At 67.8% G+C, this 26,511-nt stretch carries 28 protein-coding genes, 1 tRNA gene and 1 other RNA gene; 20 read left to right on the plus strand and 10 right to left on the minus strand.

The genetic code is table 11. From position 1 onward, the window contains the following. Position 1 precedes the first annotated feature (1 nt). Positions 2-784 carry an SDR family oxidoreductase gene (locus AC5Y31_RS01080; RefSeq protein ID WP_499977458.1) on the minus strand — a complete coding sequence of 261 codons (783 nt, stop codon included), beginning with the start codon at positions 782-784 and terminating at the stop codon, positions 2-4. A gap of 69 nt (positions 785-853) precedes the next feature. Between AC5Y31_RS01080 and AC5Y31_RS01085 the strand changes: the two genes are divergently transcribed. Then, positions 854-1,465 (plus strand): TetR/AcrR family transcriptional regulator, encoded by a 612-nt coding sequence (locus tag AC5Y31_RS01085; protein ID WP_499977460.1) that lies wholly within the window; start codon positions 854-856, stop codon positions 1,463-1,465. Between the two features lie 83 nt (positions 1,466-1,548). On the opposite strand, the gene AC5Y31_RS01090 is transcribed toward AC5Y31_RS01085, so the two are convergent. From AC5Y31_RS01090 to hisN, 3 genes are all read right to left on the minus strand, one after another. After that, entirely contained in the window at positions 1,549-2,757 is a 1,209-nt protein-coding gene (locus AC5Y31_RS01090; RefSeq protein ID WP_499977462.1) for an acyl-CoA dehydrogenase family protein, read from the minus strand. A 45-nt stretch (positions 2,758-2,802) separates the two neighbouring features. After that, positions 2,803-4,194, minus strand: coding sequence for an acyl-CoA dehydrogenase family protein (locus AC5Y31_RS01095; RefSeq protein ID WP_499977463.1), 1,392 nt, complete (start codon positions 4,192-4,194; stop codon positions 2,803-2,805). A 110-nt stretch (positions 4,195-4,304) separates the two neighbouring features. After that, entirely contained in the window at positions 4,305-5,117 is an 813-nt protein-coding gene (hisN, locus tag AC5Y31_RS01100) for a histidinol-phosphatase (protein WP_499977464.1), read from the minus strand. A gap of 23 nt (positions 5,118-5,140) precedes the next feature. Here hisN and AC5Y31_RS01105 point away from each other — a divergent pair, with 23 nt between their 5' ends. Beyond that, entirely contained in the window at positions 5,141-5,455 is a 315-nt protein-coding gene (locus AC5Y31_RS01105; RefSeq protein ID WP_065025020.1) for a hypothetical protein, read from the plus strand. Between the two features lie 6 nt (positions 5,456-5,461). Here the strand turns inward: AC5Y31_RS01105 and AC5Y31_RS01110 are convergent, their stop codons facing one another. Further along, complete coding sequence (locus AC5Y31_RS01110) at positions 5,462-6,826, minus strand: FAD-dependent oxidoreductase (protein WP_499977466.1); 1,365 nt, start codon at positions 6,824-6,826, stop codon at positions 5,462-5,464. A 97-nt stretch (positions 6,827-6,923) separates the two neighbouring features. On the opposite strand from AC5Y31_RS01110, the gene prfB reads away from it, so the two are divergent. The 10 genes from prfB (at position 6,924) to AC5Y31_RS01160 (ending at position 14,286) form a co-directional block, all read left to right on the plus strand. Beyond that, positions 6,924-8,030, plus strand: a complete 1,107-nt coding sequence (gene prfB / locus AC5Y31_RS01115; RefSeq protein ID WP_065025018.1) for a peptide chain release factor 2 — start codon at positions 6,924-6,926, stop codon at positions 8,028-8,030. 4 nt (positions 8,031-8,034) lie between these two features. Beyond that, complete coding sequence (locus AC5Y31_RS01120) at positions 8,035-8,937, plus strand: mechanosensitive ion channel family protein (protein ID WP_301634454.1); 903 nt, start codon at positions 8,035-8,037, stop codon at positions 8,935-8,937. Then, positions 8,934-9,479, plus strand: a complete 546-nt coding sequence (locus AC5Y31_RS01125; protein WP_499977468.1) for an Rv3103c family proline-rich protein — start codon at positions 8,934-8,936, stop codon at positions 9,477-9,479. Before AC5Y31_RS01120 ends, AC5Y31_RS01125 begins: the two co-directional genes overlap by 4 nt. A gap of 50 nt (positions 9,480-9,529) precedes the next feature. Beyond that, positions 9,530-10,219, plus strand: coding sequence for a cell division ATP-binding protein FtsE (gene ftsE / locus AC5Y31_RS01130; protein ID WP_065022893.1), 690 nt, complete (start codon positions 9,530-9,532; stop codon positions 10,217-10,219). Between the two features lies 1 nt (position 10,220). Then, a complete protein-coding gene (gene ftsX, locus AC5Y31_RS01135) occupies positions 10,221-11,114 on the plus strand; it encodes a permease-like cell division protein FtsX (RefSeq protein WP_065022876.1) in 894 nt (297 codons plus the stop codon). Positions 11,115-11,116: 2 nt separating this feature from the next. Next, positions 11,117-11,617: an SsrA-binding protein SmpB gene (smpB, locus tag AC5Y31_RS01140; RefSeq protein ID WP_065022891.1), complete on the plus strand. Its 501-nt coding sequence runs from the start codon at positions 11,117-11,119 to the stop codon at positions 11,615-11,617. Next, positions 11,614-12,459, plus strand: a complete 846-nt coding sequence (locus AC5Y31_RS01145) for a DMT family transporter (RefSeq protein ID WP_082966272.1) — start codon at positions 11,614-11,616, stop codon at positions 12,457-12,459. Before smpB ends, AC5Y31_RS01145 begins: the two co-directional genes overlap by 4 nt. Before the next feature lie 23 nt (positions 12,460-12,482). Continuing rightward, positions 12,483-13,316, plus strand: a complete 834-nt coding sequence (locus AC5Y31_RS01150) for a maleylpyruvate isomerase family mycothiol-dependent enzyme (protein WP_065022875.1) — start codon at positions 12,483-12,485, stop codon at positions 13,314-13,316. A 109-nt stretch (positions 13,317-13,425) separates the two neighbouring features. Beyond that, positions 13,426-13,818: a transfer-messenger RNA gene (ssrA, locus tag AC5Y31_RS01155) on the plus strand. Positions 13,819-13,917: 99 nt separating this feature from the next. After that, a complete protein-coding gene (locus AC5Y31_RS01160) occupies positions 13,918-14,286 on the plus strand; it encodes a DUF488 domain-containing protein (protein WP_065022874.1) in 369 nt (122 codons plus the stop codon). 9 nt (positions 14,287-14,295) lie between these two features. On the opposite strand, the gene AC5Y31_RS01165 is transcribed toward AC5Y31_RS01160, so the two are convergent. Next, positions 14,296-14,796: a hypothetical protein gene (locus AC5Y31_RS01165; protein WP_499977470.1), complete on the minus strand. Its 501-nt coding sequence runs from the start codon at positions 14,794-14,796 to the stop codon at positions 14,296-14,298. A 172-nt stretch (positions 14,797-14,968) separates the two neighbouring features. Here AC5Y31_RS01165 and AC5Y31_RS01170 point away from each other — a divergent pair, with 172 nt between their 5' ends. The 6 genes from AC5Y31_RS01170 (at position 14,969) to AC5Y31_RS01195 (ending at position 20,291) form a co-directional block, all read left to right on the plus strand. Further along, on the plus strand, positions 14,969-16,294 hold the full coding sequence (locus AC5Y31_RS01170) for an MFS transporter (RefSeq protein ID WP_082966270.1): 1,326 nt from the start codon (positions 14,969-14,971) through the stop codon (positions 16,292-16,294). Next, positions 16,176-17,726 (plus strand): PucR family transcriptional regulator, encoded by a 1,551-nt coding sequence (locus AC5Y31_RS01175; protein ID WP_499977472.1) that lies wholly within the window; start codon positions 16,176-16,178, stop codon positions 17,724-17,726. The genes AC5Y31_RS01170 and AC5Y31_RS01175 overlap by 119 nt, the downstream gene beginning before the upstream one ends. A 58-nt stretch (positions 17,727-17,784) precedes the next feature. Further along, entirely contained in the window at positions 17,785-19,041 is a 1,257-nt protein-coding gene (locus AC5Y31_RS01180; RefSeq protein WP_065022872.1) for an NAD(P)/FAD-dependent oxidoreductase, read from the plus strand. Positions 19,042-19,086: 45 nt separating this feature from the next. Continuing rightward, complete coding sequence (locus AC5Y31_RS01185; protein ID WP_065022871.1) at positions 19,087-19,536, plus strand: GreA/GreB family elongation factor; 450 nt, start codon at positions 19,087-19,089, stop codon at positions 19,534-19,536. A 73-nt stretch (positions 19,537-19,609) separates the two neighbouring features. Beyond that, positions 19,610-19,682 (plus strand) — tRNA-Ala (locus AC5Y31_RS01190). 309 nt (positions 19,683-19,991) lie between these two features. After that, the gene (locus tag AC5Y31_RS01195) at positions 19,992-20,291 is read left to right on the plus strand and encodes a hypothetical protein (RefSeq protein WP_301634620.1); all 300 of its coding nucleotides are present in this window, start codon (positions 19,992-19,994) and stop codon (positions 20,289-20,291) included. Between the two features lie 148 nt (positions 20,292-20,439). Here the strand turns inward: AC5Y31_RS01195 and AC5Y31_RS01200 are convergent, their stop codons facing one another. From AC5Y31_RS01200 to AC5Y31_RS01210, 3 genes are read right to left on the minus strand one after another with little or no spacing between them, the layout of a single operon-like run. After that, positions 20,440-21,405, minus strand: coding sequence for a D-2-hydroxyacid dehydrogenase family protein (locus AC5Y31_RS01200; RefSeq protein ID WP_207511563.1), 966 nt, complete (start codon positions 21,403-21,405; stop codon positions 20,440-20,442). Position 21,406: 1 nt separating this feature from the next. Continuing rightward, the gene (locus AC5Y31_RS01205) at positions 21,407-22,675 is read right to left on the minus strand and encodes an amidohydrolase family protein (protein ID WP_499977474.1); all 1,269 of its coding nucleotides are present in this window, start codon (positions 22,673-22,675) and stop codon (positions 21,407-21,409) included. 19 nt (positions 22,676-22,694) lie between these two features. Further along, positions 22,695-23,465: a class II aldolase/adducin family protein gene (locus AC5Y31_RS01210; RefSeq protein ID WP_065022868.1), complete on the minus strand. Its 771-nt coding sequence runs from the start codon at positions 23,463-23,465 to the stop codon at positions 22,695-22,697. Between the two features lie 66 nt (positions 23,466-23,531). On the opposite strand from AC5Y31_RS01210, the gene AC5Y31_RS01215 reads away from it, so the two are divergent. Both AC5Y31_RS01215 and AC5Y31_RS01220 read left to right on the plus strand, forming a co-directional pair. Next, positions 23,532-24,371: an MBL fold metallo-hydrolase gene (locus AC5Y31_RS01215; RefSeq protein WP_499977475.1), complete on the plus strand. Its 840-nt coding sequence runs from the start codon at positions 23,532-23,534 to the stop codon at positions 24,369-24,371. Next, positions 24,368-25,639: a cytochrome P450 gene (locus AC5Y31_RS01220; RefSeq protein WP_499977477.1), complete on the plus strand. Its 1,272-nt coding sequence runs from the start codon at positions 24,368-24,370 to the stop codon at positions 25,637-25,639. The genes AC5Y31_RS01215 and AC5Y31_RS01220 overlap by 4 nt, the downstream gene beginning before the upstream one ends. Here the strand turns inward: AC5Y31_RS01220 and AC5Y31_RS01225 are convergent. After that, positions 25,629-26,426: a L,D-transpeptidase gene (locus tag AC5Y31_RS01225; protein WP_499977478.1), complete on the minus strand. Its 798-nt coding sequence runs from the start codon at positions 26,424-26,426 to the stop codon at positions 25,629-25,631. The two genes, AC5Y31_RS01220 and AC5Y31_RS01225, sit on opposite strands and share 11 nt — an antisense overlap. Positions 26,427-26,511 lie beyond the last annotated feature (85 nt).

A 26,511-nucleotide genomic window follows, 5' to 3' on the forward strand; every position in this document is an offset into this window, starting at 1 on the left:
TTTAGAGCCGGATACCGGCGGTGGTGCTCAATCCGCCGTCGAGCGGGATGACCGCTCCGGTCATGAAATTGGTGGCCGGTGCGGCCAGATACACCGCGGCGGCGGCGATGTCCTCGGTGCGGCCGATGCGTTTGACCGGGCTGGCGGCCGCGAGTTGTTCGCCGACGGCGTCGAGGGTCGCTGCCATCATCTTCGACGGGAACGGGCCGGGAGCGATCGCGTTGACCAGGATGCTCGGTGCCAGCTCCGCCGCCAGGTGCCGAGTCAGCTGGTGGATCGCCGCCTTGGATGCCGAATAGGAGAAGTTGCCCACCCGGGGCACCGCCAGGCCGTCGATCGAGCCGATGTTGATCACCCGGGCGGGGTCATCGGCGGCCGAGGCGGCCTCCAGCATTGGCCGGGCCAGCTGGGTCAGCACGAACGGTGCCTTGACGTTGAGGGTCAGTACCTTGTCGAAGGCGGCCGGCGGGAAGTCGTCGAACGCCGCGCCCCAGGTGGCGCCGGCATTGTTGACCAGGATGTGCAGCCGGCCTTCGCGCGCTGCGATGGCATCGATCAGGCTGCGGCACTGGTCTTCCCGGCTGACGTCGGCGGGGATCGCATGCACCTCGCCGAACTGCGAGAGAACCTGCTCGGCTTGTCGGCAGGCCTCGGGTTTGCGCGAGGAGACATACACCCGGACTCCGGCGCGCAGGTATCCCTCGGCGATCATGTAGCCGATTCCGCTGGTGCCGCCGGTGACTAGGGCCGTCTTGCCGGCCACGGAAAACAGTTCTGGGAACACGCGTCCTCCTGCTCGGTCATCGGCTAGACTAGGTCGTCTAGACTAGATCGTCAAGATTAGAGGGAAGCGATGGCAGCCGTGGCGAAAGCTCTGCCCCACAAAGAGCGACTGCTCCGCCAGGGGATGAAGTCGTTTTATGCGACCGGGTTTCACGGCACCACTGTCGACGCCATCTTGGCGGCGTCCGGGGTGCCCAAGGGCTCCTTCTACCATCACTTCGGGTCTAAAGATGCGTTCGGCATGGCCGTGCTGGACCGTTATATGCAACTCCAGTTGGACGCACTGGCCAAGTGGACCGAAGACGAAACCCTCAGCACCACCGATAAACTCACCGGCTACTTCGCTGAACTCACCGCCCGGTTCGTCCGGTCCGGCTTCCAGCGGGCCTGTCTGGCCGGCAAGTTCTCCACCGAACTGGCGGCCGACTCCGCGCCGTTCCGCGACCGCCTCACCGTCGCACTGTCCGGCTGGCATCGCGCGCTGAGCGAGCTGATGCAGGCCGGACAGAGGTGCGGCGACGTGCGCGACGACCGCTCCGCCGAGGAGCTTTCGCACGCCGTGCTGGCACTCATCCAGGGCGCCTTCGTCATTGCGCTATCCGCGCGCGACACCCGGGCGCTCGACGCCGTCAATGCCAGCTTCGGGCCGTTGATTCAGCCACCGGTGAGCGCACCGCAGTAGTCAGGAGATGCCGCGAGCAGACGCGAAAACCCCCATTTCGGTGCCGAAATGGGGGCTTTCGCGACTGTTCGCCGGGGAAGGCGCTACTTCAGCTCGGCCGACGACAGGCCCAGCAGCCGGCGGGCCACCACCAGCTGCTGAATCTGCTGGGTGCCTTCGAAGATGTCGAGGATCTTCGAGTCGCGGCCCCACTTCTCCAGCAGCGTCTGCTCGGAGTAGCCGGTGGTGCCGGCCAGCTCGACGGTCTTGAGCGTGACGTCGGTGGCCATCCGGCCGGCCTTGGCCTTGCCCATCGACGCCTCTTTGGAGTTGGGGATGTTGTTGTCGGCCTGCCACGCCGAGCGCAGCGTCAGCAGGTAGGCCGACTCCCAGTCGGCCTCCATCCGCAGGAACTCGGCGGCCGGGGCGCTCTGGGCGTGGGCCGGCTGGTCGTAGGAGATCTCCACGCCGGCGTCGGTGAGGATCTTGCGCAGCTCCTCCAGGGCGGCGCGGGCCACCCCGATCGCCATCGCCGCGACGATCGGCCGGGTGTTGTCGAAAGTCTCCATGACCCCGGAGAAGCTCTTCTCGGTGTTGATCTCCGGGCTGCCCAGCAGGTTGTCCTTGGGGATGCGGGCGTTGTCGAACCGGATCACCGCGGTGTCGGAGGCCTTGATCCCGAGCTTGTGCTCCAGGCGTTCGACGATGACGCCGGGGTGCTCGCGCGGCACGATGAACGACTTGATCGCCGCGCGGCCCAAGGACTTGTCCAGCGTCGCCCACACCACGATGTGGGTGCAGCGTGATCCGGCGGTGACGAAGATCTTCTCACCGTTGATCACGTACTCGTCGCCGTCCAGGGTGGCCGTGGTGGTCACCGCGGCCGAGTCGGAACCGAAGCTCGGCTCGGTGATCGCCATGGCCGCCCACACCTTGCCGAGCCGCTGGAGCTGTTCGTCGGTGGCCACGCCGGAGATCGCCGCGTTGCCCAGTCCTTGGTAAGGCACCGAGAGCATCAAAGCGACGTCGCCCCAACTCATCTCGAGAACCTGAAGCAGCGCGGCCATGTTGGCGCCGTTGCGGTTGCCCTCTTTGCCCTCGTTCTCGCGGAACGCCTCGGCGCCGGCCAGCGCGTTACCGCCGGCCTTCGACACCCCATCGAACAGGGTCTCGAGCGTGTCGAGTTCGACCGGGTAGGCGTGCTCGCGCTGGTCGTACTTGCGTGAGATCGGGCGCAACATCTCGGCGGCGCCGGCGTGCGTCATCTCGACGACATGCTGCAGCTTCTTGGGCAGTTCCAGATTGATTGCCATGTCAGGTCTTTCAGGTCGGTATCGGGAAAAAAGGTTGAATGACCGCTAGATCACTACGATGCCCTCGGCGACGCCGACGGCCCGCAGGTCGCGGTACCAGCGTTCGACCGGGTGTTCCTTGATGTAGCCGTGACCACCGAGCAGCTGCACGCCGTCCAGGCCGATCTGCATGCCCTTGTCGGTGGCGATCCGCTTGGCCAGCGCGGCCTCTCGGATGAACGGCAAGCCCTGCTCGGCACGCGCCGCCCCGCGCCAGGCCATCAGGCGCAGGCCGTCGAGTTCGATGGCGATGTTGGCGCACATGAACGCCACCGACTGCCGGTTGGCGATCGGCTCGCCGAAGGCCTGGCGCTCCTTGATGTAGGGCATCACGTAATCGAGCACCGCGTGGCTGGTGCCGACCGCCAACGCCGCCCAACCCAGCCGGGACAGCGCGATCGCTTCGGAGTAATCCGCATCGGTGGCCGCGTCCTCGCCGAGGCGGGCGCTCAACGGCACCGACACCTTGTTCAGCTCGAGCTGGCCCAGCGCGGCGGCACGGACACCCATGCTGGGGTCGGCTTTGACGGTCAGGCCTTGGGCCGAAAACTCCACGATGAACAGGGCCGGCTTGCCGTTGAGCTGCGCGGCCACGATAAACAGTTCGGCGCTGGCCGCCGCCGGTACCAGGGACTTGACGCCGTCCAGCCGGTAGCCGCTCGGGGTGCGCACCGCGGTGGTCTTCAGGTTGGTGGGGTCGAACAGCGGCTGCGGCTCGGTGATGGCCACACACGCCTGGGGCACCTTCTCCCCGGCGAACTCCGGAAGGTAGGTGGCTTGCTGGTCGGCGCTGCCCCAGTGGGTCAACGCCGCGGCCACCCCGCCCGGCGCCAGGATCGGCAGGGCCAGGCCCATGTCGCCGTAGGCCAATGCCTCGGCGACCAGGACGTTGGTGATCGCGGAGCGGTGCGCGGCGATTCCGTCGAAGTCCTCGGGGATGTTGATCGCGGTGATGCCCAGTTCGGCGGCCTTGGTGATCAATTCGTGCGGGTGGTCGGCAGCCTCGTCGGCGTCGTGGGCGGCCGGGCGCAGGATCTCGGCGGCGAACTCCTCGACCGTCTCGACGATCATCTGCTGCTCGTCGTCGGGGGTCAGATCGAAGTAATCCTTGCCGCTCGCCTTGAGCCGGGTGGGGGCCTTGCCCAGGGTCTGGACCCGCTTGAACTCACGGCCGGTCGCCCCAGCCACCGAGAAGACCGTCTTGACCCCGTAGTTCAGGGTGCGGTTGAGCGGATTGCGCAGGTTGTGCCGGTCCAGAAACTCCCGGCTGATCAGGGGAGTGACGAATGCCAGTGCGGTGGCGATCGGGGTGCGCCTGGGCTTCTCCGGCCCGATGGCACTCGACCGGCCAGATCGCTTGTCCTTGGAGCCGGGGGCGAGGGATGCAGTGTCAGTCATGTCAGAGCCTCACTGAAAAGGAAAGTATCGGTGAGACCACCTTACTCCGAAGTAAGATAACTCGATAGTAAGGTGTGACGAAGTCCTCAGCGGCACCCGCCGCGGCGCCCTTAACCTGCGGTCAGGCGACCCAACACCGACTGGTGCAACAGGGCGTTGGCTGCCACCGCGCTGCCGCCGTGCGGCCCGGCGTTGCCGTCCAGATCGCTGAATGTGCCACCCGCCTCGCGCACCAGCACGTCGAGGGGGGCCAGGTCCCACACCGACACCGCCGGTTCGACGACGACGTCGACCGCGCCCTCGGCCAGCAGGCAGTACGCCCAAAAGTCGCCGTAGGCACGTACCCGCCACACCGACTCGGTCAGGTCGAGGAATTGCTCGCGCAGGCCGCGCAGCGCCCACGTCGTCAGGCCGGCGAACGACAGGCTGGCCGAGTCCAGGTCGCCCACCGCGGACACCGACAGTCGTCGTGGCGGGCCGTCACCGAACGCGCCGAACGCGCCCTGGCCATCCGCGGCCCACCACCGCCTGCTCAATGCGGGGGCGCTGATGACCCCGACGCGGGGCACCCCGTCGATCAGCAGCGCGATCAGGGTGGCCCAGACCGGGACGCCGCGGACGAAGTTCTTGGTGCCGTCGATCGGATCGATGATCCACTGGCGACCGCTGAAGGACGCTGTGCCGCCGAACTCTTCACCGAGGATCTCGTCGGCGGCCCGCTCGGCGGCGAGTATCTCGCGCAGCGCGGTCTCCACCGCCTGGTCGGCGTCGGTGACCGGGGTGAGATCCGGCTTGGTGTCCACCCGCAGGTCGAGTGCACCGAATCGGGCCAAGGTGATCGCGTCCGCCCGGTCGGCCAGCGCCAACGCCAGGGTCAGGTCTTGGTGGAGATCGGAGTCGGGATTGTCGTTGCTGTGCGCCATGGCTGCAGTCCTACCATGGCCTGATGTGGGAGATGTGGGCGCTGTTGTTGCTGCTGGCGATTCTGGCGGTGTTCGTGGCGCCGCGGTTCTTCCGGCCGGGACCGGGCGGCAAAGCGCAGGAGGGCACCTTGCTGGTCACCGGTGTCAGCCCCCGACCCGACGCCGAAGGGGCGCAGTACGTCACGATTACCGGCGTCATCAAGGGGCCCACGGTTGACGAGCACGAGGTCTACCAGCGGCTCGCGGTCGACGTGGCCAACTGGCCGAGCATCGGGGACCTGCTGCCGGTGGTGTATTCGCCCCGTAACCCTGACAACTGGAATCTGACCGGGCAGTGACCGGGCTCAGCCGCGCCCGACCCGCAGCATCTCGGCCACACTGACCAGCTTGACGCGGGGCCGGCCGTGCGGCTCACCGGAGGACCGCTCGTGGGCGTCGATCAGCTGCCAATGCTCGCCGGTGACCAGCTCGGGCTGCCGCGACAATAGCCACTTGAGCAGCTGCACGTCATGGTCGGCGTCGACATCGGCAAGCTCGGCGGCGGCCAGGTCGGCGGCGAGGGTGTCGACGGTGGCTTGCGAGTCGCTCTTGTTGGAACCGATCACCCCGGACGGCCCGCGCTTGATCCAGCCGACCACGTACTGATTGCGGGTGCCTTCGATACGGCCGTCGGCATGCGGAATGGTGCAGCTGCGCTCGTCGAACGGCAGACCCGGCGTCGGTACCCCGCGGTAACCGACCGCCCGCACCACCAGATCCACCGGCAGGACTTCGCGCTCGCCGGTGTCGCGGGCGCTGACCCGGCCCTGCTCGTCGGTGACCAGCTCGTTGCGGCCCAACACGATCTCCTGGACCCGGCCCTCGCCGCGGATCTCGATCGGGGAGGTGTGGAACCGGAACACGATGCGGCGATTGCCCGGATGCTGCTCGCGGCCGACGTAGCCGCTGAGCACCTTGTAGTTCGCCTTGGCGTGCTTGCCGGCGGCGTCGACGTCGGCGTCGGTGATCCCGGCCAACTCCTCGGGTGCGATCACCACGTCGACGTTCTCGAGGCTCTTCATGTCGCCCAGTTCCCGCAGTTCCGGGCTGGTGAAGGTGGCCTGCAAGAGCCCGCGCCGGCCGATGATCACCACCTCTTCGATACCGCGCGGTTCGAGCAGTTCCAGCGCGTGGTCGGCGATGTCGGTACCGCGCAGTTCTGCGGGATCGCTGACCAGGATGCGGGCCACGTCCAGGGCGACATTGCCGTTGCCGATCACCACCGCGCGCTTCCCGGTCAGGTCGACAGCCATGTCCTTGAAGTGCGGATGGCAGTTGTACCAGCCGACGAAGTCGACAGCCGGGACGCTGCCGGGCAGGTCTTCGCCGGGGATGCCCAGATGGCGGTCGGTTTGGGCGCCCACGGCGTAGATCACCGCGTCATAGCGTTCGGCCAGTTCCGCGGGCTGGACGTGCTCGCCGACGGCGATGTTGCCGAAGAACCGGAATCGGGGATCGGCGGCGGTCTTCTCGAACTGCGCGCTGATCGACTTGATCTTCGGGTGATCCGGGGCCACACCGGAACGCACCAGGCCCCACGGCGTCGGCAGCATCTCCAGCATGTCGACGCGCACATCGACCTCACCGCCCCCGGCCAGCTTGAGCAGGGAGGCCGCGGCAAAGTACCCGGATGGACCCGAGCCGACGATCGCGACATGGTAGGGCCGCATCCTCGAACCTTCTTTCCTTGTCGGAAGTCGTGCACGCACCGGCGTATCCCCGATGCTAAAGGTCGACCCCCGGTGCTCGCCGGTAACCTCGATAAACGTGGAACCCGACCGCCAGCCCGACATCGCCGCCCTTGACGCCACTTTGACCACGGTGGAGCGGGTGCTAGACGTCGACGGCCTGCGCAGCCGCATCGACAAGCTCGAGCACGAGGCCTCCGACCCCAACCTGTGGGACGACCAGGCCCGCGCCCAGCGGGTGACCAGTGAGCTGTCACACGCCCAGGCCGAGTTGCGCCGGGTGGAGGATCTGCGCCAGCGCGTCGACGACCTGCCGGTGCTCTACGAGCTGGCGGCCGAGGAGGGTGGGGCAGAGGAGGTCGCCGAGGCCGACGCCGAACTGGCCAAGCTGCGCGAGGACATCGACGCGATGGAGGTCCGCACGCTGCTGTCCGGCGAGTACGACGAGCGTGAGGCGCTGGTCACCATCCGCTCCGGAGCGGGCGGCGTGGACGCCGCGGACTGGGCCGAGATGCTGATGCGGATGTACATCCGCTGGGCCGAACAGCACAAGTACGGCGTCGAGGTGTTCGACACCTCCTACGCCGAAGAGGCCGGTATCAAGAGCGCGACGTTCGCGGTGCACGCCCCGTTCGCCTACGGCACGCTCTCGGTGGAGCAGGGCACCCACCGGCTGGTGCGGATCAGCCCGTTCGACAACCAGAGCCGCCGGCAGACGTCGTTCGCCGAGGTCGAGGTGCTGCCGGTGGTGGAGACCACCGACCACATCGACATCCCCGAGGGCGATGTCCGCGTCGACGTCTACCGCTCCAGTGGCCCCGGGGGGCAGTCGGTGAACACCACCGACTCCGCGGTGCGCCTCACCCACGTCCCGACCGGGATCGTCGTGACCTGTCAGAACGAGAAGTCCCAGTTGCAGAACAAAGTGTCGGCGATGCGGGTGCTGCAGGCGAAATTGTTGGAGCGCAAGCGTTCTGAGGAGCGCGCTGAACTCGACGCGCTCAAGGGAGACGGCGGCAGTTCGTGGGGCAATCAGATGCGCTCCTATGTGCTGCACCCCTATCAGATGGTCAAGGACCTGCGCACCGAATATGAGGTCGGCAACCCGGCGGCGGTGCTCGACGGTGACATCGACGGATTTCTAGAAGCCGGAATCCGTTGGCGCAACCGGCCGGAGGAGGACTGACCCGATGGTATTGGCGTTCTCGCCGGGTCAGCGCTGGCACGACGTGTGGAGCGGTGAGATCGGCCAGTGGGTCATTACCAAGGGGTTGCGGATCGTCCTGCTGCTGATCGGGGCGGTGCTGGCGGCGCGGTTCATCACCTGGGCGGCGCGCCGGGTCACCCGCCGGCTGGAACTGGGCTTTCAGGCCAGCGACGCGCTGGTGCGTTCGGAGGCCTCCAAGCACCGCCAGGCCGTCGCCTCGGTGATCTCCTGGGTCACGGTGGCGATGCTCGGTGTGGTGGTGGCCGTGCAGATCACCGGGATCCTCGACATCCCGGTCGGGTCGTTGGTGGGACCGGCCGCGGTGATCGGTGGGGCGATCGGCTTCGGCGCCCAAAAGCTGGTGCAAGACCTGCTCAGCGGATTCTTCATCATCACCGAAAAGCAGTACGGCTTCGGCGATCTGGTGCAGTTGAGCATGATCGGGGCGCCGGAGGAGGCGCTGGGAACGGTCGAAGACGTCACGCTGCGGGTCACCAAATTGCGCAACGCCGACGGCGAGGTGTTCACCGTCCCGAACGGCAACATCGTGCGATCGCTGAACCTGTCCAAGGACTGGGCGCGTGCGGTCGTCGATATCCCGGTGCCCACCAATGCCGACCTGAACCGGGTCAACGAGGTGCTGCACCAGGTGTGCGAGAACGCGATGGAGGCCGACGCCCCGCTGCGCGACCTGCTGCTGGACGAGCCGTCGATCATGGGGGTGGAGAGCATCGAATTGGGTGTGGTCAATCTGCGGATGGTGGCCCGCACCCTGCCCGGCAAACAGTTCGAGGTGGGACGCCGGCTGCGGATCCAGGTGGTGCGTGCGCTGGCCTCGGCCGGGGTGGTGACCGCGGGTGACGTGGAGCAGGTGGAGGCGCCGTGACGAACAAGCCGGACAAGCCGGCGGCCGCCCGGTCGGAGGGCGCCGGGCTGCGCTGGCCGACGCATCTGTTCAACGGCCGGGTCCGTACCTCCACGTTGCTGCTGGTCATCGCGTTCATCGCGGTGTGGTGGGTGTACGCGACCTACCGGGTGGAGCCGACACCGCCGGCCGCACCGCAGGTGGTGCCGCCCGGCTACGTCCCCGACCCGGCCTACACCTGGGTGCCGCGGACCAAGGTGCAGCAGCCGCCGGAGACCTCCACCGAGACACCCACCCCCACGCCGACCACGACCGAGCCGCCGACCGAGCCGCCGACCCCGTCGCCGGTGCCCGGGTTCCCGTTCTGCCCACCGTTCTGCCCGCCGCCCACCCCGGCGGCGCCGATGCCGCCCGAGCTGGCCCCCGGGGCCGCGCCCGAACCGTCGCACCCTCCGGCGGTCCCCGGCGCTCCGCTGCTTCCCGCCCAGACCGCCCCGCAGCTTCCCGCCCAGCCCGCCCCGGCAGGACCGGCGCCGACGACTTCGCATCCCGCGGCACCGTAGACCTGGCCTGACCGGCGGCGGCATGCCGCACGGCTAAACTGCGTGCCGTGATGATCACGCTCGACCATGTCACCAAGCAGTACAAATCGTCGGCCCGTCCGGCACTGGACGACATCAACGTCAAGATCGACAAGGGCGAGTTCGTGTTCCTGATCGGGCCGTCCGGTTCGGGCAAGTCGACGTTCATGCGCCTGCTGCTGGCCGAAGAGACCCCGACCAGGGGCGATATCCAGGTATCGAAGTTCCACGTCAACAAGCTGCCCGGCCGCCATGTCCCGAGCCTGCGCCAAGTGCTCGGCTGCGTGTTCCAGGATTTCCGGCTGCTGCAGCAGAAAACGGTGTTCGAGAACGTCGCGTTCGCCCTGGAGGTCATCGGCAAGAAGCCGGAGATGATCAACCGGGTGGTCCCGGAGGTGCTGGAGATGGTCGGGTTGTCCGGCAAAGCCAACCGACTGCCCGGCGAGTTGTCCGGCGGTGAGCAGCAGCGGGTGGCGATCGCGCGGGCCTTCGTCAACCGGCCGCTGGTGCTCCTGGCCGACGAGCCGACCGGCAACCTCGACCCGGACACCAGCGCGGACATCATGGATCTGCTGGAGCGGATCAACCGCACCGGAACCACCGTGCTGATGGCGACCCACGACCACCACATCGTCGACTCGATGCGCCAACGGGTCGTCGAGCTGTCGCTGGGACGGCTGGTGCGCGACGAACAGCGCGGTGTCTACGGGATGGACCGCTGACATGCGCTTCGGATTCCTCTTCAATGAAGTCCTGACCGGGCTGCGCCGCAACGTCACCATGACGGTGGCGATGATCCTGACCACGGCGATCTCGATCGGTCTGTTCGGCGGCGGTCTGCTGGTAGTGCGCCTTGCCGACCAGTCCCGCAACATCTACCTGGACCGCGTCGAATCGCAGGTGTTCTTGAACCCCGACGTCGCGGCCGAGGACCCGAACTGTGAAGCGCCGGCGTGCAAGGCGCTGCGCGAGCGCATCGAGGCCCGCGACGACGTGAAGTCGGTGCGCTATCTCAACTCCGACGACGCCTACGCCGACGCGATCCGCAAGTTCCCGGAGTTCAAGGACGTGGCGAGCAAGGACTCCTTTCCGGCGTCGTTCATCGTCAAGCTGGAAAACCCCGAGCAGAGTACGGATTTCGACGCCGCGATGGTCGACCAGCCCGGTGTGCTCAGCGTGCTCAACCAGAAGAAGCTGATCGATCGGCTGTTCGCAGTGCTCGACGGGCTGAGCAGCGCCGCCTTCGCCGTCGCCCTGGTGCAGGCGATCGGTGCGGTGTTGTTGATCGCCAACATGGTTCAGGTCGCCGCGTACACCCGTCGCACCGAGGTATCGATCATGCGTCTGGTGGGGGCCAGTCGCTGGTACACCCAGTTGCCGTTCCTGGTGGAGGCGGTGCTGGCTGCGACCGTCGGTGTCATCATCGCGGTGATCGGTTTGATCGTGGTGCGGGCACTGTTCCTCGATAATGCGCTCAGCCAGTTCTATCAAGCACATCTGATCGCGCGTATCGACTATGCCGACATCCTCTACATCTCACCGATCCTGCTGTTACTGGGCGCAGCGATGGCCGCGGCGACGTCGTATGTGACGCTTCGCCTGTACGTCCGGCGGTAGTGGTGGCCAAGAAGGCGGCGGGCAAGCGCAGCGCGAAGCAGGACGGCAAGCAGATCGTTGCCTCGAATCGCAAGGCACGTCACAACTATTCGATTCTCGACGTGTACGAGGCCGGGGTAGCGCTGCTGGGCACCGAGGTGAAGAGTTTGCGGGCCGGTCAGGCCTCGCTGGTCGATGCGTTCGCGACCGTCGACGACGGGGAGGTGTGGCTGCGCAACATGCACATTCCCGAGTACCGGCACGGCAGTTGGACCAACCACGACCCGCGACGCACCCGCAAGTTGCTGTTGCACCGGCGCCAGATCGACATGCTCATCGGCAAGATCCGCGACGGCAACCTGACCCTGGTGCCGCTGGCGGTGTACTTCACCGAAGGCAAGGTGAAAGTCGAATTGGCGCTTGCCCGCGGCAAGCAGGCCCATGACAAGCGGCAGGATCTGGCCCGCCGTGACGCCCAGCGCGAGGTCACCCGCGCGCTGGGACGCCGCGCCAAGGGCATGTGATCGGCGCCTCGCTGGCGCTGGTAGCGGCGGCCGGCTTCGGGACGGGCGACTTCGTCGGCGGCCTCGCGTCGCGGAGGGTGTCACCGCTGCAGGTGTTGCTGGTGTCCACCCCGCTGGCGCTGGTGGGGCTGACGGCGGTGGCGGTTGCGACCGGCGGCCCGATCCGTCCGGGTGCTGTCGGCTGGGGGGCGGCCTGCGGCGTGGCGCTGGGGCTGGCCAGCTGGTGGTTCTACGCGGCTCTGAGGTCCGGCCCCATCTCGGTGGTTTCGCCGCTGTCCGCCGTCGTGACGGCCGCGGTGCCGGTCACGGCCGGACTGCTCCAAGGCGAGCGGCCCAGCTTGGTCGCCGGCGCCGGCATCATGCTGGCGCTGATCGCGGTGGTCCTGGTGAGCCGGGAAGTCACCGACGAGGACATCCGGCCGCACCGGTTCACCCCGAAGGTGGCGTGGCTGACCATCGGCGCGGGGGTGGGATTCGGGCTGAACTTCGTGTTCATCGAGAAGGCACCGGCCGAGTCCGTGTTGTGGCCGCTGATGTTCGCGAGGTTGGCGGCGCTGGTGGTAATCAGCATCATTGCGGCCGCCACTCGTGATCTGCGGCTGCCGTCGGGAACGCCGATGAAGCTGTCGCTGACCGCCGGGCTGATGGATACCGGTGCGAACGTCGCCATGCTGGGGGCGCTGCGGAATGCACCCCTGTCGTTGGGCGGCATGCTGATCTCGCTGTTCCCGGCGGTGACCGTGGTGTTGGCCATCGTGGTGTTGCGGGAACGGGTGCACCGCGGGCAAGTGATCGGCATGGTGGCGGCCGTCGTTTCGGTGGCGATGATCACCGCCGGGTAGCGGCGGGTTTAGCATCGGATCCCATGACCGGCCCCGCCCCGACCCGGCTCGACAAGTCCGACGTGCTGGCAGGGCTTTTCGCCTGCTGGGATGGCCTCGATAAGTTGCTGGGCGGTTTGACCGACCAGCAGTGGACGCAGCCGGTGCCATTGCCTGGCTGGTCGGTGCGCGATGTCGTGGCACACATTGTCGGAACCGAATCGATGCTGCTCGGAACACCCACTCCGCAAAGCGATCTCGACGTCTCGGCCCTCGAACATGTTCGCAACGAGATCGGTGCCAACAACGAGTGCTGGGTCCGTCACCTGCGCGGCGAATCTCCGGCGGAGATCCTGGGGCGGTTCCGGACGGTGACGCAGCAGCGGCGTGCGGTGCTGGCGGCACTATCCGACGACGACTGGAACGCGCCGACTATGACGCCGGTGGGGCCGGACAGCTACGGACGGTTCATCCGGGTGCGGGTCTTCGACTGCTGGATGCATGAGCTCGACATCCGGGACGGGCTGGGACTGCCCGCCTCCGGGGCGGAGCTGGTCGGCCCGGCGGCTCGGCTGGCCCTTGATGAGATGGCCGCCGCGATGGGACGGGTGGTGGGCAAGCTCGGCGGGGCGCCGCAGGGCTCCCGGGTGGCCCTCGAGCTGACCGGGCCACTGGCGCGGACCATCCGGGTGGCGGTCGAGGGCCGCGCCCAGGTTGTCGACGACTTCGGCGGCCAGGCGCCTACCGCGGTGATCCGGATGGACGGGGTGGCGTTCACCCGGGCCGCCGGCGGGCGCGCGGCTCCCAGGGCGGTCGACCTCGACGGGGACCGGGAGGTTGCTGCCCGCATCGTCGAGCACCTGAACTTCGTTATCTGACGCGGCTGACCGGCGTGACCTCGGAAATAAAGATGCCGCATCCTGTCGTTGCAGACCGGTACCATGGGTTGTCTCGCCGAATTGGCGGGCGTAGAGAGAACAAGGACAGGGGGCTGAAAGGTTTCGACTGCGTGTGTCGAATCAAGGGAAGCGTGCCGGTGCAGGCAGGAGACCACCGTTAAGCGTCGCTGTAACCAAGTAAGCGCCAAGGTTGCACTTACTCCGGCTAAGGTCGCTCTCCAGAGCGACTTCGCTCTCGCTGCTTAAGCGATAGCGGGCCTGTCAGACCGGGACCTCCCTCGGCCCGGACCCTGGCATCGACTAGAGGGATCCACCGATACGTCCGGTCGCGGGATTTATCGGGACACCAACAGCGACTGGGATCGTCATCTCGGCTTGTTCGCGTGACCGGGAGATCCGAGTAGAGGCATAGCGAACTGCGCACGGAGAAGTCTTGAGGGAATGCCGTAGGACCCGGGTTCGATTCCCGGCAGCTCCACACCCGAGAAGCTGGCCAGAGCACACGCTCTGGCCAGCTTTCTTTTTCCGGTCCGCCGCCGGCCATGCAGCCGGGGCCGGCTTGCCGGCGATACCCTGGGGTATGAGCCCCAAAACCACGTTCCGCGTGGCCCGGGTTTACGACGAACCCAGCCAAGCCGACGGCGAGCGGATCCTCGTCGACCGCGTGTGGCCGCGGGGATTCCGCAAGGACGACCCTCGGGTGGGGCAGTGGTTCAAGGATGCGGCGCCGTCTCGGGAACTGCGCGGTTGGTACAACCACCAGCCCGAGCGGTTCGATGAGTTCGTCTCCCGCTACCAAGCGGAACTGCGCACCCCGCAGGGCACCACAGCGTTCAACGCCCTGCGCGCGCTTATCCGAGGCAAGAAAACCGTCACCCTGGTGACCGCGACCCGCAATCTGGACGGCAGCCAGGCTGCGGTGCTGGCCAAGCTGCTGGCCCAACAGTGAGGACGCGGCCTAGCCGCGGCCGGCGGTGGTGATCAGCATGCCGATCGGAATGCTCACGATCAACGCCGCGATGAACAGCCGGTAGGCGACCAGCGCCCAGCCACGTCGCGCGGTGCGCCGCACCCCGTAGAGCAACCACGCCAGTACGGCGAACAGCAGCGCCGCACCGATGTTGAACACCACGATGTGGTCGGTGACGACACCGAGCACGATCGCCGCGCCCGAGACGTTGAACGCCGCCGCGGTGATCGTCGCCGCGCCCGATGTCAGTGGCTCGGCCGCCAACAACGCTTGGCCCGCACCCAGCACCAGCTGGCCGACCCCGAGCACGAGCACCAGATAGGCGACCGCCCAGACACCGTGACGGGTCGGCGACGGCGCGGCGATGGCGGCGGCCAACCCGCCGCCGGCCACGATCGCGACTGCGCCGGCCACGGCAAACGGCTTGAACGCGGCCCGCTGATCCCACAGCGCCAACACCACCGGCCGCTGCGCCGGGTCGTCATTCATCGCTGGGCACCTCCTGCGCCGCGGTAGCTCTTCATGATCAAGTCTGCTCGGGCCTGAGATTACCGGGGGCCGACCGATGAGCCGTCTCACAGCGATCCCTACCGCGGCCTCCAGGCCCCGCCGAACCGTTGCCTAAAATCGGCGGGTGACTTCCAACGCCCCGGCTGCCCGCATGCGGCTGCCGCGGGAGGTCTTCGTCCTACTTGGCGCCAACTTCTTGATCGCGCTCGGCTACGGGGTGGTATCGCCGGTCCTGCCGGTCTATGCCCGCCATTTCGGGGTGAGCATCTCCGCGACGACGTTCCTCATCACCGCGTTTGCGCTGATGCGGTTGTGCTTCGCGCCGGTGAGCGGTCTGATGGTGCAGCGGCTGGGGGAGCGCCGGGTCTATGTGACCGGCCTCTTGATCGTCTCGGTGTCGACGACCGCCTGCGCTTTCGTCCAGACCTACTGGCAGCTGCTCGTGTTCCGTGCGCTCGGCGGCGTCGGGTCGACGATGTTCTTCATCGCCGCGGTGGGCCTGATGATCCGGATCAGCCCGCCGGATGCTCGCGGCCGGGTTGCCGGGATGTTCGCCACCGCGTTCCTGCTGGGCACCGTCGGCGGTCCGGTATTGGGAAGCCTGACAGCGGGTTTCGGCCTGAGTGCGCCGTTCCTGTTCTACGGTTCGGTGCTGCTGGTGGCAGCCACCGGCGTGTTCGTCAGCCTGCGCAATTCGCACCTGGCCGAACCGGCCGAGTCGACCGGGCCGACGGTGTCGGTGCGGGCGGCGCTGGGCCATCGTGCCTACCGGTCGGCGCTGTTGTCGAACTTCGCCACCGGCTGGTCGGTGTTCGGCCTGCGGGTGGCGTTGGTGCCGCTGTTCGTCACCGAAGTCCTGGACCGCGGGCCCGCCGTCGCCGGCCTGGCGCTGGCCACGATCGGGATCGGCAACGTGTGCGCGGTGCTGCCCAGCGGCCACATGTCCGACCGGATCGGCCGGCGGGGCCCGCTCATCCTCGGGCTCGCGGTGGCCGGGGTCGCCACGATCTTGCTCGGTGCGAGCGGCTCGCTGGCGGTGTTCCTGGTCGCGGCGTACCTGGCCGGGCTGGCCTCGGGCATGTACGGGGCGCCGCAGCAGGCCGTCATCGCCGATCTGGTCGGCAACCAGGCTCGCGCCGGAACCGCGGTGGCCACCTATCAGATGATGGCCGACCTCGGGTCGATCATCGGATCGCTGGTGGTCGGGCAGATCGCCCAGCGGCTCTCGTTCGAATGGGGGTTCGTGATCAGCGGCGCGGTGCTGCTGGTGGCGGCGGTGGCCTGGGTGCTGGCACCGGAGACCCGGGCGCGCAGTCCGATCGGCGGGATCACCGGAGAGACGTGGTTAGGCTCGGTTGATGGTGACGCTGGACCGGCTGGTCAACGTGGTGGGCAGCTACGGGGTTCGCCTGCGGTTCTGTTCCGTCCCTCGGACGACGCCGCTGAGCAGTGTCGTGATGCACGAGGTGACCGGTGAGCGCGCCGTCATCGGCGACGTCCTGCTGGCCGTCGGCGCCCGCTCGGTAAAGGAAGCGGTGCGCTGGGCGGTGGCCGCCAAGGCCGTCGCCGTGCTGGTGCGCGACGGCGAGGACAAGACCGCATTCGCCGGTGAGGGCGAGTCCCTGGCGGTGCTGGTGGTGGATCCCGCGGTGTCCTGGAGCGAGCTGGCCGCTGTGGTCTACGGGCTGGTGCTCGAGGGCAGGGAGACCGACTCTGGCCGCGGCCCAACGGATCTGTTCGCGGTGGCCGACAGTCTGGCCGATGCCGTCGGTGGGGCGGTCACCGTCGAAGACCAGCTGGGCCGGGTGCTGGCCTACTCGCGGGGCCAGCGGCACGCCGATCCGGCGCGTGCGGCGACGATCCTGAACCGGCAGGAGGCCGGCCCGCTGCGGGAGCTGTTCGAAAAACGCGGCGTGCTGGCGCATCTGGATCGCCACGATGAGCCGCTGTTTGTCGCCGCCGACTCCGAGCACGGGCTGACCGGCCGGATGGTGGTGGCGGTACGGGCCGGCCGCGAGCTGCTGGGAGCGGTGTGGGTGGCCTGCCCGGCCCCGCTGAACGGACACCGGCTCACGGCGCTGGCCGACGGCGCCCGCACGGTGGCACTGCACCTACTGCGGTCACGGGCCAGTGCGGACCTGGAACGTCAGGTCGAATCCGATTGGGTCAGCCGGCTGCTGGACGGCCGAACCGACCCGGCCGACGCCGCCGCCCTGCTCGCCAGGTTGGGCCTGCCGCAGGCGCCGCTGCGGGTGATCGCCGTGCACACCCGGATCGCCACCCAGCCGCATGCCGGGCTGTTGCTGACTTTCGAGGCCGTCACCACCGGGTTCGGCTGGTCACGTCCGGGCCGCAGCGCGCTGGCTGCCAACACGGTTTATACGGTGCTGCCCGCTCACGACGCGGCGCAGGCCCGGCAATGGGTGAGCGGGCTGCGCTCGGCGCTGCCGCATCAGGCCAGCGTGCTGGCCGGGATCAGTGCGGTCGCCGAGGTGGCCGAGCTGGCCGCGGCGCGCCGCGAGGCCGAGGAGTGTCTGGCGTTGCACGAAGCCGGCCCAACCGACGGTGTGCCGCCGGCCTACGACGAGGCCTGGGACGAGATCGTGCTGCGACGGCTGTACACCGCCGCGCGCGCCGGGCGGGTGCCGGCCCGCGGGCCGGTTGCGGAACTGCGCCGCCACGATGCGGCGCACGGGACGCCGTACGTGGCGACGCTGCGGGCCTGGCTCGATGCCCAGGGCGATCTGGCGCGGGCGGCCGAGCGGCTGGGCGTGCACGAGAACACGATGCGCTACCGGTTGCGCAAGATGGCGGAGGTGACGCCGCTGGGCCTCGACGACGCGCGTACCCGGTTCGCGGCGATGGTCGAGCTGGCGGCCGGTGACATGTCGGTTTTCGACAAAGGCTGACGTCCTCGTTGTGTGATTAGGTCAAAGCCGTTTCGGGCGATCGCCGCATCATGGAGTAATGAGCGCGGGCAATCGGATCGACGGCGCGCCACGGTCGGTGATCGTGGTGGGCGCCGGCATCGTCGGATTGTCGACCGCTTGGTTCCTGCAAGACCGCGGCGTGGAGGTCACGGTCGTCGATCGGGTCGGGGTCGCGGCCGGTTCGTCGTGGGGCAACGCCGGCTGGATCTCCCCGGCACTGGCCATTCCACTCAACGAGCCCGCCAACCTGCGCTTCGGGCTGCGGTCCCTGCTGAGCCGCGGCGCGCCGCTGCAGGTCCCGCTCAACGCGGGCCCGGCGCTGTGGAGCTTTTTGGCCCGCTTCGCTGCGAACAGCCGCCCGTCGGTGTGGCGCCGGGCGGTGCGGGCCAACGCACCGCTGAGCGCCGACTGCATCGAGGCCTACGACGTGCTGGTGTCCAACGGGGTGGATGCCCCGGTCACCGACGCCCCGATCACCGCGATCTTCCGCACCTCGGCCGACGCCGAGCGTCTGCTCGACGAGCTGCGGCGGTTCTCCGAGGCCGGCCGGCCGGTGTTCTGCACCGAACTGACCGGGGCGGCACTGCGCGAACGGGTGCCGCTGGCGTCGTCGGCGGTCGCCGCCGCCGTGCAGATCGACGGTCAGCGCTTCCTCGACCCGGGCCGGTTCGTGACCGCGCTGGGACGCACGGTAGTCGAGCGCGGCGCCGCGCTGCACACGATGGACGTCGTGGACGTGGCGCCGTCCGGAGACGGCGTGGCGGTGACGGGCCGTGACGGTACGACGTTGACGGCGGCAGCGGCGGTGATCGCCAACGGCGCCTGGCTGTCGCAGCTGGCGGCCCGCTGGACTCGGGTGCCGGTGCGGGCCGGACGCGGCTATTCCTTCACGGTTCCGGTCGACGGTCCGGTCACCGGCCCGATCTACCTGCCCGACGCCCGGGTGGCCTGCACACCGTTGAACGCCAAACTGCGCGTCGCCGGCACCATGGAGTTCGGCGATCCGGACGCCCCGATCGTTCCCTCCCGCGTCGAAGCCATCGTGGCGGCGACCCGGCCGCTGCTCGACGGGGTCCGCTGGGAGGAGCGCACCGACGTGTGGGTGGGCCCGCGCCCGGTCAGCCCCGATGGGCGGCCCTTGGTGGGGGAGGTGTGCCCGGGTACCGTTTACGTCGCCGGCGGCCACGGGATGTGGGGCCTGACGCACGGCCCGGTGACCGGCCGGCTGCTGGCCGAGCAGATCACTACCGGCAAGCAGTCCGCCGTATTGCGTGAACTCGATCCGCTGCGCTGAATCTAGTTGGTACCCAAGCAAATCTGTTCGTAAAGGAGATCGTCGATGGCTGATTCACAAAGTGTCTGGATGACACAGCAGACCAAGGACCGGCTACTGGCCGAGCTGGCTGAGCTGTCCGAGCCGCACCTGGGCTCGGGCACCGCTGATATCACCGAGCAGCAGGCCCGACAGGCCCGGATCCACCAGATCCACGACCTGCTGTCGGTCGCGGTCGTCGGGGAGGACCCGCCGGACGACGGGGTGGCCGAACCCGGCATGGTGCTCACCGTCCGCTACGACGACGGGGACACCGAGACCTTCCTGCTCGGGGTGCGCGACGACGACCAGAGCGGGCTGGAGGTCTACTCGCCGCAGTCACCGCTGGGCAAGGCGATCACCGGGGCCCGTCCCGGCGAGCAGCGCAGCTATCAGGTGCCCAGCGGCGCCAACGTCACGGTCACCCTGCTCGACGCGGTGCCCTACGGGATGCATCAGACCCAGCACCCGGCCTGAATCTCGGGCTGAGTGACCAGGTGTTTTGAGCCTGGGTATGGCGGTGGTGTAGCTTCGATGAGCACGACACCGCGGGGCTATGGCGCAGCTGGTAGCGCACCACACTGGCAGTGTGGGGGTCAGGGGTTCGAGTCCCCTTAGCTCCACTTATTTTGTTGAGTTCTGGAATTCATGCGCGTGGTCGCTGATCCGTATCAGTGCGGTAACGAATTGCATTGCAATCCGAGTTACTTACACCGCTGTGATACGGTTCATTCGCAGTCGAAAAACTGCGTGTCCGGGGGGCTGGATACTAACAATCGGAGTGTGCAGTGAAGAGCCTCGGGAGACCCGGTATCGCGATATTTGCCGGTATTGGCTTATATGCGAGTGCATTGATTTTCAGCGCCAGTGCGGCGGCTGCGCCATTTTCGGTGGCGCCGTTGCCGACGGGTGGGCCGGTGTGCGGCGGCGTGGTGACGCAGACGGCCGGCGAGGCCCTGGCGGCAGGAGCGCTGCCCGCTGGAGCGGCGGCGGCCTGCGGACCGGCCGTCGCAGACCTGACCACCCTGGCCGGTCCCGTGGTGCCGGTGGGGCTTCCTCCCGGCCCGGTGCCCCCGGTGCCGATCGCTCCGATTCCACCGATCCCCGGAGCGCCTCCGCCGATACCTTTGGTGGCGCCGGGGCCGGCCGGGGCCGCGGCGGCGAGCCCGGTGGCCGGTATGCTGACCGACGCCATCGGCGCCCCGATCGGGCTGGCCGGCGGCACCAAATAGCCCCCCGGAAAGGGCCCGCAAGCATTAGCTTGCGGGCCCTTTTCTATGCCGTCAGAATTGGCGGCTATCGATGCCCAATATTTAGCGCATAATTGTTATACGTCCGACACCGTAATGCGCTTTAGTCGTAAGGAATCACTGCTATGCGTCAACCGGTCACAATGCGTCGCGGTGTGCCCGCGCAATAGCCGACAATATCGTCGACGATATCCCGGTAGAAGCGGTCCATGCATTCTTCGGTGACATAGCCCAGGTGCGGAGTGAGCACCGTATTGGGCAGCTGCGTCAGGGGGTGGCCGCCCGGTAGGGGCTCCGCGTCGTAGACGTCGAGCCCCGCTCCTTTGATCCGGTTCGCGCGCAGCGCCTCGATCAGCGCCACCTCGTCGATCAGGCCGCCGCGCGCGGTGTTGATCAGAATCGCGCTGGGTTTCATCGCGGCGAGTTCGTCGCGGCCGACGACGCCCCGCGTCGTCTCGGAAAGCACCAGGTGAAGCGACACGACGTCGGCGGTCGCGAACAGGCTGCGGCGGTCCACCAGCTCCGCCTGGGCTTCGGCGGCACGCTCGGCGGTCAAATGCGGGCTCCACGCCGTGACCCGCATGCCGAAGGCGTGGCCCACCGTCGCGACCCGTCGACCGATCCGCCCCAGTCCGACCAGTCCCAGCGTCGCCCCGGCGAGATCGGCGCCGACGGTCTGTTGCCAGTGGCCGGCGCGCAGCGCGCGGTCCTCGGTGATCAGGTGGCGCTGCAGGGCGTGGATCAACGCCCAAGTGAGTTCGACCGTCGGGGTGATGATGCCGCCGGTGCCGCACACCGTGATCCCGAGCCGGCGGGCGGCCGCGGTGTCGATGGCGGCGTTGAACGGCCCGGTGGTGACCAGCAGTTTCAGCGACGGCAACCGGCCCAGCAGGTCGCCGTCGATCGGGGTGCGCTCCCGCATCGCCACCACGACCTCGCGGTCGGCCAGCCGGGCGACGAGTTCGTCGCCGGGTGCGATGTGTTCGCGCAGGGCCAGCAGGTCGACGGGCCGCGGGATGGGTGACCAGTCCACGGTTTCGGCGATGCCCTGATAGTCGTCGAGCACCGCGACCCGCAACGGGGAGTCCGTGTCCATCTCAGAACGCGTCCGGGTCGTGCTGAACCGCCTCAGGCACCGGATGCTGATACAGCCGAGAGGCGTTCTCCCACGTCAGTTTCCGGATCACCTCCGGCGGCAGGCCGCCGATCTGCTCGTGGATGACACGCTGGGTGTTCGGCCAGGTCGAGTCGCAATGCGGGTAGTCGGCCTCGAGCATGATGTGGTCGGTGCCGATGCGCTCGTGCTGGCAGAACGATGACTGGTCTTCGACCGCGCAGAACCAGAAGTTGCGCTGCAGCACTTCGGCCGGCGACAGGGTTTCGCCGAGCGCCTTCCAGGTTCCGTACATCTCGTGATAGCTGAGCATGTGGTCGAGCCGGTCCAGTAGCCCTGCGACCCAGCCGATTCCGCCCTCGGACAGGCAGATCTTGAGCTCGGGGAACCGGCTGGGCAGTCCGGAGTACAGCCAGTCCACCGCCGCGGAGATGGCGTAGGCGAAGAACAGCACGCCCTGCACGTCCGGCGGTGCGTCGTCGGTGGTCGACGGCGCCGAGCCGGACGAGCCGATGTGCAGGTTGACCACGGTGCCGGTCTCGGCGCAAGCAGCGATGAACGGGTCCCAGTGGCCGGAGTGAATGGTCGGCAGGCCCAGCATGGCCGGATTCTCACTGAACGTGACGGCGCGAAAACCGCGCTCCGCGTTCTGGTAGATCATCGTTGCGGCCAGCTTCGGATCCAACAACCAGGGCAGCTGGCAACCGATGATGCGCTCCGGGTAGGAACCGGCCCACACCTCGTGGTGCCAGTCGTTCCAGGCGCGAACCGATGCCAGCGCCAGGTCGCGGTCTTTCGTCGTCAACTGGAGGCGCTGCCCGGCGAAGCCCGGCAGGAACGACGGGAAGTTCAGTGAGGCGTAGACACCGTTGAGGTCCATGTCTTTGATGCGTTCGTGGATGTCCCAGGCGCCGCGTCGCATCTCATCGAACCGGGCGGGTTCGAAACCGTACTCCGAAACCGGCCGGCCGACGACGGCGTTGAACCCGACGTTCGGCAGCGATGCGCCGTCGTAAATCCAGGTCTGGCCGCCGTTGTCAGTCTCGACCACTCGGGGCGCGCGGTCGGCCAAGCTGCGCGGGACGCGGCCGGCGAAGGTGTCGGGGGGTTCGACGATGTGATCGTCGACCGAGATGACCGTGTAGCGACGGTGTGCGCGTGGCGGTTCGGGCAGGAAGGTCACGGTGCGCTCGGCGCCGACTTTGGCGGTGGTGAAGCTCGGGTCGGAGCTGAGTTCATCGATCGATTTCACCCACAAGCCTCGATTCTGCTCAGTCCAGCACGCGTCGGTCGGCCTTGATGGTCATGCGCGCCGCGCCGGCCCAGTACACGTCGGCGGCGCGTTCGATCAACGACGCCTGCATGCCGGCCATGTCGGACCGCTTCATCGGCGCGGGGGTCCGACCCGTCAGCATGACGTGGTAGGCCAGCTTGCAGACCCGTTCGATGGTCGCTGACCGATAGACCGCCTCGGCAAGCGTGCGTCCGGTGACGATCACCCCGTGCGATGCCAGGATCGCCAGGTTCGCACCGCCGATGCGCCCGGCAAGCTCTTGAGCGCGGGCGGCGCTGTCGATTTCGCCGTCGTAGCGCTCGACAAAGCACAGGTCGTCGAGGAACAACGAGCCGGTTTGGTGGACCAGTTCGGGCGGGGCGTGCAGGGATGCCAGCAGGCTGACGTAGTAGGGATGGTTGTGGATGACCACCCGGGCGTCGGGGCGGGCGCGGTGCAGTTCGGTATGGATATGAATGGCCGGGGTGACATCCCAGCGGCCGGCGACCACCCGGGCGTCCTCGTCGACGGTGCAGATGTCGGAGGCGGTGAGCTCGGCCCACCAAAGCCCCCACGGGTTGACCAGCATCTCGCTGTGGCCTTCGGGTTGCCAGGTGATGTGACCGGCCATGTTCTCGGCGAAGCCGATGTCGGCGAGGTGGCGAAACGCCACGGCCAGCGCCTGCGAGTCGCTCAACTCGACTCCGATCGGTGGCACCACCGAGGGCGACCAGACCGCCGAGCCACCGGGGCGCACCGGTTCCATCATGACCAAATCATATGGAAGCAAGGGATTTGTGTCATACGATTGCCGTGCGAGAAGGGGATCACGGGCGTGCAGCACTGGACTGTCGGCGATGTTCGGATCCACGCGGTGCTGCAGGCGGTCATTCCGATCCCGCCGTCGCGGCTGTTCGCGAACGTGCCCGGCCGATTGCCGGCGAATCTGTCGCCGGACTACATCGACGCCTCCGGCAACATCTTGATGGCGATCCAGTCCTTCCTGATCGAATCCGCAGCGGCGCGCGTGCTCGTCGACACTTGTTTTGCGGAGAGCTTCCTGCGGCAGCGGGATATACCGGACCGCTTCGGGGAATCGTTGGCCGCCACGGGATTTACCGCCGCTGACGTCACGGCGGTGATCTGCACCCATCTGCACCGCGATCACGCCGGCGGTAACACCACCGAGCGCAACGGGCGGTGGGTGCCGGCGTTTCCCAACGCCGACTACCTGGTGACCGCGGCCGAGCACGAGCACTGGTGCGGGTTCGCCGGTGAGGACCGCGCGCCCTCGGAATGCGTTGCGCCGCTGGAACACCATGGCAAGCTGCGGCTCATCGGCCCCGATCACCGGGTGACCGACGATGTCCAGCTGGTACCGACCGCCGGTCACACGCCCGGTCACGTCTCGGTGCGCATCGAGTCCAACGACGCCGTCGCGTACATCAGCGGCGACGTGGTGCATCACCCGATTCAGATCGCCGACCCCGACATCGCCGCCCTGCCCGACGCGGACCCCGTCGCCGCCCGAGGCAGCCGGCTGCAGCTGCTGCGCCGTATCGCCGACGAGCGGGCGCTGCTGCTCGGATCGCATTTCGCCGCCCCGTCGGGCGGGTTCATCGACGGCGCCGAAAACGCATGGCAACCGCTGGCCGACCGAGAGGCAACACGATGACCCAGACACCTCGCCTGCTGCCCGAGGGGTTCGACTTCACCGACCCGGCGCTGATCGCCGAACGCATCCCGCACGAGGAGTTTGCGCTGCTGCGCAAGACCGAACCCATCTGGTGGAACGACCAGCCGTTCGGGGCGTCCGGTTACCCCGACGAGGGCTACTGGGTCGTCACGAAACACGCTGATGTCCGAGCGGTTTCGCTGCAGGATGAGGTGTTCTCCTCGCACGAGAACACCTCGCTGATCCGGACCAACACCACCAGCAACCAAGACCTTCACGACGCCAGCCGCGACAACATCATGCTGTTTCTCGACGGACCCAAACACGCCAAGCTGCGCCGGATCGTATCCCGCGGATTCACACCCCGTGTGGTCGCCGGCATGCGGGATTCACTCGACCGCCAGGCCCGCGAGATCGTCGCGGCCGCCGCCGAGCACAAGACCGGCGACTTCGTCACCGAGGTGGCCTCCCAGCTGCCGTTGGCGACCATCTGTGAGCTGATCGGTGTTCCGGTAGATGAGCGCCAGCAGGTCTTCGACTGGAGCAACCGGCTGGTGGGCGGTGGCAACGGCGACCCGCAGGCCGCAGCCGACGGGATGCAGGCCTCCGCGGAGCTTCTGGGCTACGCCTACCAGATGGCCGAAGACCGCAAGAGCCGCCCCCGTGATGACATCGCGACAGCTTTGGTCACCGCGAGCATCGACGGAGAGGCGCTGACCGCACTGGAATTCGGCTACTACGTGATGATGCTGATGGTCGCCGGCAACGAGACGACCCGCAACGCCACCTCGCAGGGGATGCTGGCGTTTTTCGCCCATCCCGACCAATGGCGGTTGTTCGTGGCCGAACGCCCACCGACCATGGTGGACGAGGTGGTTCGCTGGGCGACTCCGGTGATCTCCTTCCAGCGCACGGCGCTGCGCGATGTCGACCTCGGTGGGGTGCACATCGGCAAGGGCCAGCGGGTCGGAATGTTCTACGGCTCGGCCAACTATGACGAGGAGGTGTTCGACAACCCGTTCCGGTTCGACATCCTGCGAAGCCCCAACCCGCACCTGGGTTTCGGGGCCCCGGGCGCCCACTACTGCATCGGCGCGAACCTCGCCCGCCTACAGATCAACCTGGTGTTCGGCGCCCTGGCAGACATCATCCCCGACATTCGCCGACTCGACGACGGGACACGCTCGGCGCTGCCCTGGATCAACGGGATCGATTCCCTGAAAGTGGATTTCGGGGGTATCCGCTCAAAAGGCGAAGCTATTCCTTGATGATCACCGGGTCGCCGATATTGACCCGCTCGAAGTACCATTCGGCGTCCGTGGGGCTCAGGCCGACGCAGCCGTGGCTGACGTTCTCCAAGCCCAGCGAGCCCAGCGCCCACGGTGCGGCGTGGACATAGAGTCCGCGCCGCGAGATGCGCACCGCTTGCTCGACGTCGAAGCGGTAACCCTCGGGGTCATCGACCGGGATGCCGACGCTGCTGGAGTCCATCAGGACCTTTCGGTCCTTGGCCAGCACGGTGTAGTTGCCTGTGGGCGTGGGAAACTCGGATTTGCCCATGGTAGCGGGCATGACCCCGTCCTCGCCCCAGTGCGGGCGGTGGTGCGGTGCCGGCAGCGGGCCGGCCTCCTCGTCGTCGACGGTCACGGTGAAGGTGTGTGAGGAGATGCTGGCGATGCCCACCACCTTCGCTCCGGTGCTGAAGTCAGCGGAGAGCTTGCCCACCGACAGCTTCACGGTGCTGTGCGCCGGCCAGTAGCGGTCCGGAACCCACTGCACCTCGGTGTCGTCGACCCACTCAAAGGTTCCGGCCATGGCCGGCGTCGACCGCACCGCGACAGCGCGTTCGGCGGCCCTGCGGTCTGACACCGGCGTGAAGAAGCGCACCACCACCGGATGCGCCACGCCGACAACCGCACCCGATGCCGGCTGGATTGCGGCAATGCCGCCGCCCGGTGGACGGCTCGCAGCAGCCGAACTATTTACCGGCGGGGCCACCACCGTGGTGACGGCGACCCCGACAACGACAATGGCAGAGCGCACCGATCTCCACATCTCCGCTTACCTTCCCGACCAGACAAACTGAGGTTATTGCCGTTGATGGTAAGGAGATTCGACCTGCCACCCCCGCCGCACATGC

It is taken from the genome of Mycobacterium sp. NGS18 (assembly GCF_059813185.1).

Bases quoted from the DNA above. Each gene is read 5' to 3' on its own strand.
- ftsE (WP_065022893.1), top strand. From the start codon at position 9,530: ATGATCACGCTCGACCATGTCACCAAGCAGTACAAATCGTCGGCCCGT.
- AC5Y31_RS01180 (WP_065022872.1), top strand. From the start codon at position 17,785: ATGAGCGCGGGCAATCGGATCGACGGCGCGCCACGGTCGGTGATCGTG.
- AC5Y31_RS01085 (WP_499977460.1), top strand. From the start codon at position 854: ATGGCAGCCGTGGCGAAAGCTCTGCCCCACAAAGAGCGACTGCTCCGC.
- AC5Y31_RS01165 (WP_499977470.1), bottom strand. From the start codon at position 14,796: ATGAATGACGACCCGGCGCAGCGGCCGGTGGTGTTGGCGCTGTGGGAT.
- AC5Y31_RS01150 (WP_065022875.1), top strand. From the start codon at position 12,483: ATGACCGGCCCCGCCCCGACCCGGCTCGACAAGTCCGACGTGCTGGCA.
- AC5Y31_RS01210 (WP_065022868.1), bottom strand. From the start codon at position 23,465: ATGATGGAACCGGTGCGCCCCGGTGGCTCGGCGGTCTGGTCGCCCTCG.
- AC5Y31_RS01105 (WP_065025020.1), top strand. From the start codon at position 5,141: ATGTGGGAGATGTGGGCGCTGTTGTTGCTGCTGGCGATTCTGGCGGTG.
- AC5Y31_RS01220 (WP_499977477.1), top strand. From the start codon at position 24,368: ATGACCCAGACACCTCGCCTGCTGCCCGAGGGGTTCGACTTCACCGAC.
- AC5Y31_RS01170 (WP_082966270.1), top strand. From the start codon at position 14,969: ATGCGGCTGCCGCGGGAGGTCTTCGTCCTACTTGGCGCCAACTTCTTG.
- AC5Y31_RS01160 (WP_065022874.1), top strand. From the start codon at position 13,918: ATGAGCCCCAAAACCACGTTCCGCGTGGCCCGGGTTTACGACGAACCC.
- AC5Y31_RS01110 (WP_499977466.1), bottom strand. From the start codon at position 6,826: ATGCGGCCCTACCATGTCGCGATCGTCGGCTCGGGTCCATCCGGGTAC.
- AC5Y31_RS01120 (WP_301634454.1), top strand. From the start codon at position 8,035: ATGGTATTGGCGTTCTCGCCGGGTCAGCGCTGGCACGACGTGTGGAGC.
- AC5Y31_RS01095 (WP_499977463.1), bottom strand. From the start codon at position 4,194: ATGACTGACACTGCATCCCTCGCCCCCGGCTCCAAGGACAAGCGATCT.
- ftsX (WP_065022876.1), top strand. From the start codon at position 10,221: ATGCGCTTCGGATTCCTCTTCAATGAAGTCCTGACCGGGCTGCGCCGC.
- AC5Y31_RS01090 (WP_499977462.1), bottom strand. From the start codon at position 2,757: ATGGCAATCAATCTGGAACTGCCCAAGAAGCTGCAGCATGTCGTCGAG.
- AC5Y31_RS01185 (WP_065022871.1), top strand. From the start codon at position 19,087: ATGGCTGATTCACAAAGTGTCTGGATGACACAGCAGACCAAGGACCGG.
- AC5Y31_RS01175 (WP_499977472.1), top strand. From the start codon at position 16,176: ATGGTGACGCTGGACCGGCTGGTCAACGTGGTGGGCAGCTACGGGGTT.
- AC5Y31_RS01225 (WP_499977478.1), bottom strand. From the start codon at position 26,426: ATGTGGAGATCGGTGCGCTCTGCCATTGTCGTTGTCGGGGTCGCCGTC.
- hisN (WP_499977464.1), bottom strand. From the start codon at position 5,117: ATGGCGCACAGCAACGACAATCCCGACTCCGATCTCCACCAAGACCTG.
- AC5Y31_RS01200 (WP_207511563.1), bottom strand. From the start codon at position 21,405: ATGGACACGGACTCCCCGTTGCGGGTCGCGGTGCTCGACGACTATCAG.